The organism is Actinoallomurus acaciae, from assembly GCF_042429965.1.
Taxonomy (GTDB): domain Bacteria; phylum Actinomycetota; class Actinomycetes; order Streptosporangiales; family Streptosporangiaceae; genus Actinoallomurus; species Actinoallomurus acaciae.
On sequence record NZ_JBHLZP010000248.1, the window covers coordinates 1 to 11,942 of the forward strand.

At 71.2% G+C, this 11,942-nt stretch carries 9 protein-coding genes; 7 read left to right on the forward strand and 2 right to left on the reverse strand.

Annotation, left to right across the window (positions count from 1 at the left end; translation table 11 throughout):
- Window positions 1–291: 291 nt before the first annotated feature.
- The 4 genes from ACFFNX_RS28195 to ACFFNX_RS28210 all read left to right on the forward strand — a co-directional run bounded on the left by ACFFNX_RS28195 (window position 292) and on the right by ACFFNX_RS28210 (window position 5,443).
- Complete coding sequence (locus tag ACFFNX_RS28195) at window positions 292–1,635, forward strand: FAD-binding oxidoreductase (RefSeq protein WP_378208594.1); 1,344 nt, start codon at window positions 292–294, stop codon at window positions 1,633–1,635.
- Window positions 1,636–1,734: 99 nt separating this feature from the next.
- Window positions 1,735–3,147 carry an amidase gene (locus ACFFNX_RS28200; protein WP_378208596.1) on the forward strand — a complete coding sequence of 471 codons (1,413 nt, stop codon included), beginning with the start codon at window positions 1,735–1,737 and terminating at the stop codon, window positions 3,145–3,147.
- A gap of 936 nt (window positions 3,148–4,083) precedes the next feature.
- Entirely contained in the window at window positions 4,084–5,049 is a 966-nt protein-coding gene (locus ACFFNX_RS28205; RefSeq protein WP_378208597.1) for a zinc-dependent alcohol dehydrogenase family protein, read from the forward strand.
- 100 nt (window positions 5,050–5,149) lie between these two features.
- Complete coding sequence (locus ACFFNX_RS28210; RefSeq protein WP_378208599.1) at window positions 5,150–5,443, forward strand: hypothetical protein; 294 nt, start codon at window positions 5,150–5,152, stop codon at window positions 5,441–5,443.
- A 641-nt stretch (window positions 5,444–6,084) separates the two neighbouring features.
- Here ACFFNX_RS28210 and ACFFNX_RS28215 read toward each other — a convergent pair.
- Window positions 6,085–7,503 (reverse strand): NAD(P)/FAD-dependent oxidoreductase, encoded by a 1,419-nt coding sequence (locus tag ACFFNX_RS28215; protein ID WP_378208601.1) that lies wholly within the window; start codon window positions 7,501–7,503, stop codon window positions 6,085–6,087.
- 447 nt (window positions 7,504–7,950) lie between these two features.
- Between ACFFNX_RS28215 and ACFFNX_RS28220 the strand changes: the two genes are divergently transcribed.
- Window positions 7,951–9,582, forward strand: coding sequence for a S53 family peptidase (locus tag ACFFNX_RS28220; RefSeq protein WP_378208603.1), 1,632 nt, complete (start codon window positions 7,951–7,953; stop codon window positions 9,580–9,582).
- A 72-nt stretch (window positions 9,583–9,654) separates the two neighbouring features.
- On the opposite strand, the gene ACFFNX_RS28225 is transcribed toward ACFFNX_RS28220, so the two are convergent.
- A complete protein-coding gene (locus ACFFNX_RS28225) occupies window positions 9,655–10,275 on the reverse strand; it encodes a PaaI family thioesterase (RefSeq protein ID WP_378208604.1) in 621 nt (206 codons plus the stop codon).
- A gap of 471 nt (window positions 10,276–10,746) precedes the next feature.
- Between ACFFNX_RS28225 and ACFFNX_RS28230 the strand changes: the two genes are divergently transcribed.
- Window positions 10,747–11,226 (forward strand): hypothetical protein, encoded by a 480-nt coding sequence (locus tag ACFFNX_RS28230; protein ID WP_378208606.1) that lies wholly within the window; start codon window positions 10,747–10,749, stop codon window positions 11,224–11,226.
- Between the two features lie 144 nt (window positions 11,227–11,370).
- On the forward strand, window positions 11,371–11,934 hold the full coding sequence (locus tag ACFFNX_RS28235; RefSeq protein ID WP_378208608.1) for a CGNR zinc finger domain-containing protein: 564 nt from the start codon (window positions 11,371–11,373) through the stop codon (window positions 11,932–11,934).
- The last annotated feature ends 8 nt before the right edge of the window (window positions 11,935–11,942 follow it).

Here is an 11,942-nt window from a genome sequence, read left to right on the forward strand (position 1 = left end):
GTCCGACCTGGCGCACCGGCTGCTCGACGCGGCGGCGGCCGACATCGAGGCCCTCACCCACGAGCACGTCACACTCGCCGACCGGTAGGACGGGCGGCGACCACGGGCGCGCCGTGGATCGCGACCAGGCGGATCGGGCCGGCGACGGTCAAGGGACACCGGCCGGGTCGCGCCGCGCTCCGGCGGCGGACACGACCGGTCCACGCCCGGCGGACGTACGGGGAGGCAGCCTGCGCGCGGCGCTGATGACGCCGTGGGCGGCAGTGAGCGGCGAGGGGGCGAAGCGTGGGTATGGCGACGCGGGACATACGGCAGGTACTGGTCGAGCGGGGCGATCCCGGCTACGAGAAGGCCCGGACGAGCATGGCGGCGAACGAGTGCGCGCCCTCGCGCCGCCCCGACGTGATCGTCCAGGCCGCCTGTGCCGAGGAGGTGCGCGAGGCCGTCGCGCTGGCCCGCGCCCACGGCATGCAGGTCACCGTACGGGCCGGTGAGGACGGCTTGGGCGGTGCTCCCCTGCGGGACGGCGGCATGCTGATCGACCTGTCCCGCCTGCGGGGGTGCAGCGTCGAGAACGGCACGGCGACCGTACAGCCCGGGGTGAGCTGCCAGGACCTCACGCGCGCCCTCGCGGACCGCGATCACGCCTTTCCGGCGGCACACCGCGGCTCGGTCGCGCTGAGCGGGTTCGTGCTGGGCGGGGGCATCGGGTGGAACTCCCGTGCCTGGGGTCCCGCGTGCGCGAGCGTGGAGGCGATCGAGGTCGTCACCGCGACCGGTGAGATCGTCCAGTGCAGCGACCACGAGAATTCCGGGCTCCTCTGGGCGGCGCGCGGCGGCGGACCCGGGTTCTTCGCCGCGGTGACCTCCTTCCGTCTCCGGCTGCGGCACCTGCCTCCGGCGATCATGACGACCCGGTACGTCTTCCCCCTCGCCGACATCGAGGACGTCGCGTACTGGAGCGATGAGATCGCGGCGGCGATCCCGGCGAACGTGGAGCTCAGCGTGGCCCTCACCACGGCCGACGGCGGCCTGCCCAAGGTCGCCGTCGTCACCGCGACGGTCTTCTCCTGCGCCTGGAACGACGCGATCCGGTGCCTGGAACCGCTGCGCGCGTGCCCGTTCGCCGGACGGGCGCTGATCCGGCAGGTGGACCAGCCGACGCCGTTCGCGGTGCTGTTCACCGGCTCGGACGCCCTGTGGCCGTGCGGCCGCCGTACCGCCGCGGACTCGCTGTGGCTGAACGGCGGCTTCAGCGCCCTGCTGCCGATGATCGCCCGCCATGTGGAGAACGCTCCGTCCTCAGAGTCGATCGTCGTGGCGGAGCCGGCCCCCGGCGGCCCGGCGCACGCGCCCGTGCCGGAGATGGCGTTCTCCCCGCTGGGCCGGATCCGTCTCGGCTGCTACGCGATGTGGGAGGACCCGTCGGACGACGGAGCCAACCTCGCCTGGCTGCGGGAGCTGGCCGCAGCCGCCGAACCGCAGGCCGCGGGCCGTTACGTCGCGGAGACGGACCTGGCCGCCGAACCGCAGCGCGCCCGGCGCTCCTTCACGCCCTCGGCCTGGGAACGCTTCCAGGACCTGCGGGCGCGCTACGACCCGGACGGCGTCTTCGAGACTTACCCACAGCCCTGAGGTGCGGTGGACACGAGTTCGTCTGGAGGCCAAGGTTGGAGTTCGGCAAAGCAGCACCCCTGAGGCGGCGACGCCGTGGGGCGATCCGGAGGAGACCCGTTGGCGGAGGAGATCTGCTTCCTGAGCGCGCGCGAGCTGGCCCGTCGCGTCCGCGACCGCGAGCTGTCCGCGCGTGAGGTGACCGAGGCGCACCTCGCGCGGATCGAGGCGGTCAACCCGCGGGTCAACGCGATCGTGACCCTCACCGCCGACCGCGCCCTTCTGGAGGCCGACGAGGCCGACGCGCTCCTCGCCAGTGGCACCGAGCCGCCGCCCCTGCTCGGCCTCCCGATCGCGCACAAGGACACGCACGACACGGCCGGCGTGCTGACGACGTCCGGGTCTCCCCTGCTGGCCGACAACGTCCCGGCGCGCGACGAGCTCGTCATCGAGCGCATGCGCGCGGCCGGCACGGTCATGCTCGGCAAGACCAACGTCCCGGAGTTCGCCGCCGGGTCGCACACCTTCAACCCGCTGTTCGGCACGACCCGCAACCCCTATGACCTCTCGAGGTCGGCGGGCGGCAGCAGCGGAGGCGCGGCGGCCGCGCTCGCCGCCGGGCTGCACCCGCTGGCCGACGGCACCGACACGGGCGGATCGCTGCGCAACCCCGCCTCGTTCTGCAACGTCGTCGGGCTGCGCCCGTCGCCGGGCCGGGTGCCGGCCTGGCCGAGCGAGGCGGCCTGGGCGACGATGGGAGTTCAGGGCCCGATGGCGCGCGACGTCGCCGACGCGGCCCTGCTCCTGTCCGTCCTCGCCGGCCCCGACCCCCGCTCGCCGATCGCGCTGGAGACCCCGGGCTCGGCGTTCGCGGTGCCGCTCGAACGCGACCTGACCGGCCTCCGGGTGGCGTGGGCACCCCGCCTCGACGGTTCGATGCCGTTCGCACCCGAGGTGATCTCCGCGCTGGAGGGCACGGCCAAGGTCTTCACCGAGCTGGGCTGCGTGGTCGAGGAGGCCTGCCCCGACCTGAGCGGGGCCGACGAGGCCTTCCGCGTGCTGCGGGCGTGGCAGTTCGAGCTCGGCCTCGGCACTCTCCTGGACCGCCACCGCGACAAGCTGAAGCCGTCCGTCGTGGCCAACATCGAGGAGGGCCGCCGCCTGACCGGCCCCGAGATCGGCCGCGCCGAGGTCCTGCACACGCGGCTCTACCACAATGTCCGGCGGTTCTTCGAGAGCTACGACGTGCTCCTCGCCCCGGTCAGCCAGGTCGCCCCCTTCGACGCCGACCTGGAGTACCCGACGGAGATCGCCGGCAAGCCGATGACCTCATACGTCGACTGGATGCGCTCGGCCTACCTCATCTCCGCGACGGGCTGCCCGGCACTGTCGGTCCCGGGCGGCTTCACCGACGACGGCCTCCCGGTCGGCCTCCAGGTGATCGGCCCCCACCGCGCCGACCTCACCGTCCTCCAGACCGCCCACGCCTTCGAACAGGCCACCGCCCACGGCAAACGCCGCCCACCCCTCTGACCCTGACCAGGCCTCGCCCCTCTGTTCCCGCCAACGCACCACCCGGCGGGCCGGCCACCGAGCCCACGCCCCGCTCCCGACGGTTCTGGCCCCCCGATAGCCGAGGCACGCCTTACGGTCCGATGTCACCGGGGACAGCGGTCCCTCATCCGACGCCCCGGGAGACGACGAGGCCGCCGAACCCTCGACCCGAGCCACCACCTCAGACCTCGCGGCACTCAGAACACCGCCAAGCAACAAACCCACACCCGAAGCACTCCGACCGACCGTCAAACGACAAGCCCGCACCCAAGCCCAACGATCAGACGACAAGCCGCCCCCCAACCCAACTGCCCCGCCAGCCGCCGAAATCCGCCAGCGCCTCGCAACCCGACGACCCAGGAACAGCGGTGGGACAGCGGTCCGTCACCCGACGACGCCAGGAGACGACGAGGCCAAGAGACGACGAGGGCCAGCGAAACCAGGCCCGAACCGCCGAAAGCGGACCACCACCCCACACCTCGCGGCACCCAGAACACCGCCAAGCAACAACCCCACACCCGAAGCACCCCGACCGACCGTCAAACGACGAGTTCGCACCCAAGCCCAACCGTCAGACGACGAGCCCGCACCCCCAGCCCGACGCCGAGCGCCTGTCCCATGCCGCGACCGTCGAGTCCGCGCTGGGAGTCCTCGTCGCCCGCCGAAATCCGCGGCACACGCTTCGCCATCCGATGCAGGACGTGAGGCAAACGACCGCTCGCCGCTCTCACTTCGGCTGACCGGACGGTGGCGTCCGTTAACGTCCGAAGGCACAGAGGCTCCGCACTTCTCCGAGTACGGCCCGTCGGACGACGTTCACTCCCATAAAGCGCCACGTTGACCCGTAATGGGTTCTCGGCGTTCGACGCGTGCGGGGTGCGGGTCGGCCTCGGGCGGGGTCAGAGCATGGAGGCGATGGTGAAGGCAGTTGCGGTCCAGACGTTCGGGGGGCCCGAAGGCCTGGAGGTCATCGACCTCCCGGTCCCGGCTCCCGCCGGCGGGCAGGTGCTGGTCGGCGTTGAGGCGATCGGTGTCGGTGGTGTCGACGTCGTGATCCGAAGGGGCGCTCTCGCCGCCTACGGCTTCGCGGAAGGCCACATTCTCGGTGGCGAGGTCGCGGGCACCGTGACCGCCGTCGGCGACGGCGTCGACACCTCATGGGTCGGTCGGCGTGTGTGGGCGTTCACCGGTACCGGTGGCGGCTACGTCGAGCAGGCGATCGCTCCGGTCGAGGAGATTCTTCCCCTGCCCGCGAACCTGTCGGCCGTCGACGCGGTGACGCTCGGGAGTTCCGGGATCGTGGCGCACTTCGGTCTTTCCCACGCTCACTTCGCTCCTGGCGAGTCGGTGCTGGTGCGCGGTGCGGCCGGCAGTATCGGGATCATGACGGTCCAGCTCGCGGCTCGTGGTGGTGCCGGGGCGGTGGCGGTCACCACGTCCTCGGCCGAACGTGGCGATCGCCTTCGTGCGCTGGGCGCCACTCACGTGCTGGGCCGGGCCGGTGAAGGAGGCGAGGATGCTCCTGCGGGCTACGACGTCATCATCGACGTCGTCGCCGGCGCGGACCTGCCCTCCTTCTTCGCGAGGCTCAACCCGAACGGGCGCATGGTGGTCGTCGGTGCGGTCGGAGGGCAGCCACCGGCGGACTTCGGTACGAAGATGATGGCGGCGTTCCAGAAGTCGATGTCGTTCGCCACCTTCAGCGCCGCCACCGTCACCGAGGCCGATCGCCGTACCGTGAGGGCCGAGCAGTTCGCCGCCGCAGGTCGCGGCGAGCTGGAGACGGTGGTGCACGAGGTGCTGCCCCTGGAGCACGCCGCGCTGGCACACCAGAAGATGGACGCCGGCGAGGTGTTCGGCAGGATCGTGCTGACGCCGTAGCCCTCGCGGCAGCCGAACGCCCCAGATCATCGCGCGCCGGGCCGGAGCGGCCGCCGAGCATGGTTAAACACCCGAAGCGCCCGTGATATCACCTATCAATATGACACTGGCGAAAAAGGGAACCCGCATCATCGTCGTGGACGGTGAGCGCTTCCGCTGGGTCGTCGCTCCCGATGACGAGCCGGGCCTGGCGATCGTCGTCGAGCCTGCCGACGCGCACGGCCAACGGATGGTCACGTGGGTCGAGCATGGCACGATCATCGCATCCGGGCTGGTCGCACGGGCCGTCCGCGAGGCGCTCGAACTCGACTGGACACCGCATGAGCGCGGCCCGGAGGTCACCTTCCGGATCGAAGACGGAGGCCCGCTCATCCGGTGGCCCCCAGGCCGGTAAGGCCGGGACCTGAGCTCTCCACGAACCCTGGACGAACAGCGTCGCGCCCCGTGGAGACCGTCCGGTACCTGGCGAGCGGTGTGCCTTCGACCACCCCACGCCGGGTTCGGGCCACAGGTCGGGGACGTCACCGCGATCGGGTCGGCGGTCGTACACGGCGTCAGGTTCGAAAGTGTCGAGGTCGATCGGCACCATCTGTGGAATGGCAACGCGGTCAGCTACTCCGAGGTGGTCAAGCAGCGCAAACACGAACGGGCCGTCATCGACGGCCAGCGCCGACCGCATCGTCCGGCAGTGGAACCCCGCCTCGCGCGATCACCGCAATGGACGCCGACGAGGTGATCGGCCGATCGCGCTGAACGCGTGTTCGACCAGAGCTCAAAGGGCGGGTACGGGGTGAAGTGTTCGTGGCCGGGCGCTGGACGTCCCCGACGGGGTGGAACTCCCCTGGGTGCCCGGCGACCTGGTATGGCGGGATCCCCACGCGCGGTTCCTGCCGCCCCGCCAGAGCCTGGACGGCCGCGAGCCGGGCTGAGCTCCGGCCCGCCTTTCCACCGATTCGAGCAGATGCCCTTCGGCGGCATCGGCCCCGCCGAGCACCTCGCCGGCGTCCTCGCCGGACGAACCTCACGAGCGGCCGGTCAGCGGCCGGAGATGAGGTCGGCCAGGCGTGCATACGCCGACGTGCGCCCGTGGCCGCGGTTCTCCCGGCGGTCGGCGGTGCGGTACAGGGCGTAGATCAGTTGTACGCCAAGCCAGCGCAGCGGTTCGGGTTCCCACGGGCGGACCTGGCGGCCGACCCAGGGCAGTGTGGTCAGCTCCGTGTCCTCGCGGAGGATCAGGTCCCGCAGCGTACGGCCGGCCAGGTTGGTCGTCGCCACGCCCGTGCCCACGTAGCCGCCGGCCCAGCCCACGCCCGTCTCGTGGTCGACGTGCGCCGTCGAGCACCAGTCGCGCGGTACGCCCAGGACTCCGCACCAGGCGTGCTCGATCGGCGCGTCGGCCGCCGCCGGGAACAGTGCGGCGAGCATCCGCGCGAGCGCGGTGACCGTCTTCGGCTGGGTCGCGCCCCGCCGGTCCCAGCCCGAGCCGTACCGGTACGGCACGCCGCGTCCGCCGAGGGCGATTCGGCCGTCCGCGGTGCGCTGGGCGTAGATGTACGCGTGGGCGTGGTCGCCGAGCAGCTCACACCCCTCCCAGCCGATCCGCTCCCACGTCTCCTCGGCGAGGGGCGCGGTCACGATCATGGAGCTGTTCATCGGCAGCCACTGCCGCCGCTGGCCCGCCAGTCCGGCGGTGAAGCCCTCCGTCGCCCGGATCACGTACTCCGCGCGTACGTCTCCCCTGGCGGTCACCGCCATGGCCGGACGGCCGCCCGAGCGCGGGCGGATCTCGCCGACCGTGGTGCGTTCGAAGATGTCCACGCCGAGTGAGGACACGACGCGCGCCAGCCCCTGTACGAGCCGGGCCGGTTGCACGCGTGCGCAGTGCGGGCTGTACGTCGCGTCGAGGGCGCCCGCGACGCGCAGCCGTTCCTCCCGTTCATCGGCCGTGAGGAGACGCAGGTCGGCCTCGGTGAGGCCCTGGTCGCGTGCCGAGGCCAGCTCGGCGTGCAGCCGGCGCCGCTGGGCGGGGTTGGTGGCGACGTTCAGCACGCCGGACTTGACGATGTCGGCCTCGACGCCCTCGGCGGCGGCGACCCGGATGACCTCGTCGACCGCCGCGAACATCGCCCGCTGCTGCGCCGCGACCGCCGCCTCGCCGCGGTCGCGTGCGTACCGCGCGGCGGAGCCGGCCAGTTCGGCGGTGAGCCACCCCCCGTTGCGCCCGGAGGCGCCGAAGCCGGCGAACTCCCGCTCCAGCACGGCGATCCGCAGCGAGGGTCGCGCGCGCTTCAGGTAGTAGGCGGTCCACAGTCCGGTGAACCCGCCGCCGACCACGCACACGTCGTACTCACGCGCGCCCGGCAGCGGGGCGCGGGCGGACGGCGGGCCGGCCTGGCGGTACCAGAAGGAGACCTCGCCGTTGACGAAGCCGGAGCCCACCCGCGGGTTCGCCATGAAGCGCCCTCCAAGCACCAAACCGTACGAACCATACAGGTCAGCCCGAAAAGTCGCACGAGGTCGGAGGCACCGAACGGGCACAGCGTGCGTCTGACGACATAGCTGTAAAAGACCGCAGATAGTCCGTTTCTAGGTTCTTCGAAGTGTTGCTTGTACGTTTTGCGTTCTGTCAAGGTATCGGTGCACACGTACCAGGTGTAGCGGGGCGGCTACCAGGCATGCCGGCCGTCCACCGGTCGCAGGCCCACAGCCGAGACCGCCGGGAAACCGGCGTCGACAGGCCAGGACGTGCGCGACGAACCACAAATAAGGGAACAGGGGAGATCCGTGCGTAATCGCCGGACCGCAATCCTCCGCGTCATGCTCGCCCTCACGGTGGTGAGCGGGTGCGGAGGTTCGGGGCATTCGAGTAAGCCATCGTCGACGCCGGCCGATGGGCCGTCCGTGCAGTACACCCCGCTGAACCTCGGCCTGCCCAAGGAGGCGCTGAGCGCGCCCGTCACCGGGAAGGTCCCCAGCGACAAGACCCTGCACATCGGCGTCACGCTCAAGATCAGCGACGCCACCTGGAAGCAGCTCGGCCACGGCAAGAGCACCACCGACGGCGCCAAGGGCCTCGCGGCCAAGCTGGGCGTCAGCGACGAAGAGCTGAAGAAGCTCAGCCAGTACTTCGCCAGCGCGCACATCCAGGCCAAGCCCAGCAAAACGCGTACGAGCCTGACGTTCGACGCCAAGGCGGGCGTGGCGGGTCAGCTCCTGAAGACCTCATTCGTGACGCACAAGCTCAAGGGCCGGAGCTTCTTCACGCCCGACCCGGCGCACCCGCCGATGGTCCCCACGCAGGTCGCGGGCTACATCCTGTCCGTCACGGGCCTGGACAGCTACAGCGAGCCGCCGCACGCCCACACCATGCCCTCGACGCCGCTGGCCACGCCCACGAGGGCCGGGCAGTGCCCGCAGTTCCCGCAGCGGATCGCGTCGAACCAGAAGGTCGCCGCCGCGTACGGCTATGACAAGCTCTGGCAGCAGGGCTGGCACGGCGAGAACATGACCATCAACCTCGTGGAGATGGACGGGTACGACCCGGCCGACATCCAGAAGTACGTCGCCTGCACCGGGGCCCACATCTCCCTGCAGAACGTCAACCTCGGCGCCTCCGCTCCCACGCCCGGCGGCGAGGCGACGCTGGACATCGAGATGATCGCCGGCCTGGCGCCGAACGCCCGCATCGTCGACTACCAGGAGGACCCGGCGCTGCTGAGCACCGGCTCCGGGACCGACTCGTGGACGGCCTTCAACAACGCCCTGCAGCGCATCATCGACGACAACGTCAACAACCCCCGGCCGGGCAGCGCCGTCAGCATCAGCCTGGGCGGTTCGGAGGGTTACATGTCGCAGGCCACCATGCAGGCGGTGGACCAGAACCTGCGCATCCTGACGCAGGCGGAGCACATGACCGTCTACGTCGCCACCGGCGACTGCGGGGCGTACGGCGACCGGGTGTACGGGCCGCTCGACGTGTCCTTCCCGTCGACCTCCTCCTGGGCGGTCGCGGTCGGCGGCACCCACATGCAGTTCGCCCCGAACGGCGCTCGCACGCTGGAGGAGGTCTGGTCGGACCGCTCGGACCTGTCCAAGTGCGAGAACCAGTGGGGCAGCGGCGGCGGCGTCAGCAAGGTCTTCCCCAAGCCCTGGTACCAGAACGCGCCGGGCGTGCAGAACCAGTACAGCACCGGCTACCGGCAGGTGCCGGACGTGTCGGCGGCGGCCATCGACCTGCCGGTGGTCTACCGCGGTCAGTGGGTCGGGTTCGGCGGCACGAGCGCGGCGACCCCGATCTGGGCGGCCGGGATGACCCTGGTGAACCAGGGCCTGATGGCCCGCAAGCGCATCTTCTGGTACGGGCCAGACACCTACTACCACGTGGTCGGGCAGGGTGGCACCAACACCCCGTACTTCGACGTGACGACGGGCAGCAACCTCTACTACCCCGCGACCGCCGGCTATGACCTGTCGACGGGCCTGGGCACGCCGAACGCGCCGAACCTGTTCAACATCCTGCTGAACTCGGCCTGAGCCCGGGTGATCCGCTCCCGGTGCGCGGCCGTCACCGTACGGCCGCGCACCGGCCCCCGCGGCGGAAGATGATCAAAGGTCCGGGTCGGTGTCCTTGGCGCTGGCCATCGGCCGCAGCGGCTTGCGCAGTGGCACGATCATCATGCTGAAGTCGGCCGCGGCGATGACCCGCTCCTCCACATCGGTCACCCGGCACTCGACGACGATGAGCTGACGTCCGGCCTTGAGCAGGTCGGCCCGCGCGAACACCGTGTCGCCGTGCGGCCGGCCCAGGTAACGCACGTGCAGGTCGGCGGTGACCAGGCTCTGCCGGCCCGGTTCGAACCCGCTCCCCCGCGCCGCGGCGGTGCCCGCCGCCACGTCGATCAGGGTGGCGATCGCGCCGCCGTGCAGGTTGCCGGTGCTGTTGAACGCCTCCGGACGCACCGGCATGGACAGGACGGCGTAGTCGTCCCCCATCTCCACGATCTCCAGCCCGAGCAGGTCGTGCAGCGGTGTGTCCCGGCGGAGCGCGGAACGCACGAACTCCCGGTCGGACTCGGGCAGATCGACGATCCGGACCGTGCCGGAGGGCATCTCCGGCTGCCTGACCCGCTTGATCTCCGGCCGTCCGGCCGCCGGGTCGCCGACGGCCGGCTCATCGGTCATCTGCCGGTCCGGCGTGTGCTGGTCCGCCATGTGCTGGTCCGTCATAGGACTCCTTCGACTCGCGCCGACGTCTTCGCGCCCACGACGTGCGTACCCCCCTCATCGGGCACGCCCACCAGGATCGCAGCTTCCTGGACACCGTGCCCGCTTCGAAGGCGGTCACGCCCGGTATCGGCCGGTGCGCGATACACGTCTCTCACGTGCGAAAACGCCGGTGACGCCACTCGATCGCCAGTCGATCGGGCGAAATGACGGCCTCCACGCCGACACGCCGCGCAATGTAATTAATTTGCAACCTCCACTTCGGCGAAACAGCCAAAACCCACCCCGATTTCGTTGCAGAGTGCCTGGATCTGATACTTCTACGGGGCAGCATCAGACATTCGGATAGATACGGGGCGAAGGGGATCCGCCATGAGACATGCGCGCGACGGGGTGAGCACGGCGGTCGAGGCCGCCACCCGCGTTCTTTCGATCAGTGGACGTTCGGAACCTCCTGAATCGGAGAATCCCGACGTGAGCTGGGGAGACCTGGCGAGCGAGGGCGTCTGGGCGCCGACGCGCGACGGACAGCGCATCCACATCGGCGTCGCGGGGGCGTCCGCCGAGGAGCGCATGGCCAGTGTGCTCAGGCCGAGCCTGCGGGTGTTCCTGGGGGTCGACACCGAGACCGACGTCATGGGCCAGACCACGGCGGCCGGAGTCCGGTTCGTGACCGTGCTGCACGGCCCGGGCGCACCGGAGGAGTTCCGGTTCCCGCTCCGGCTCGGCGAGGGCCTCTCGCTGGACGCCACGCCCTCGGGCGGGTTCGACGTGGTGCACGACCGGTACGGAGCGACGGTCGGCCGGTTCTACGCCCCCTGGGGCTACGACTCGCTGTACCGCACGATCCCCGCGGAGTACCGCCTGGAGGGGACGACGATCGTGATGACGGTGCGCCACCGGGCCGCCGACGCCCTCTACCCGGTGCTCGCGGACCCCCACTACGCGCGATGACCGGCCGTGCGGTGCGCGGTCGGCGCCCCGCCGTCGCCCGGACCGGACTTCGAGGCCGGCCCCGCGGATCGCGCCGCGTACCGTGACGGTGATGGCAGGATTGACGGCGACGCCGGCGTCGGGCCGACGCGAACGGGAGTCCCAGTGCTTTTCAGTCATGACACCGAGCACGCGCTCGGGAACGTGGTCGAGCTGGTCAACACCGGACCGGCGGCGACCGGGGACGAGCACCTGCCCGACCTCGTGGCGCTCCAGGCGCTGGTCGAGCGCTGCGAGGTGAGCGACGCCCGCGACCTCGACGACGACGACCTGCAGGCCGTCCTGCGCCTGCGCGACCGGTTCCACGACGTCTTCCGCACGCCGGACGACACCGGGCTGACCGTACGCCGGATCAACGCGATCATCGCCGAGGCGCGGACGATGCCGCACCTGACCGACCACGACGACTACGACTGGCACGTGCACTTCTCCGCCCCCGGCTCGCAGCTGGCCGAGCGCCTCGCCGCCGAGTGCGGCATCGCGCTCGCCTTCGTCGTGGCCGCCGGCGAGCTCGACCGGCTGCGCGTCTGCGAGGCCCCGGACTGCGACCGCGTCCTGGTCGACCTGTCGCGCAACCGCTGCCGCCGCTACTGCGACAGCCGTACGTGCGGCAACCGCATGCACGTGGCGGCCTACCGGGCGCGCCAGCGGGAGGCCGCGGCCGGCTGAGGGCCCGG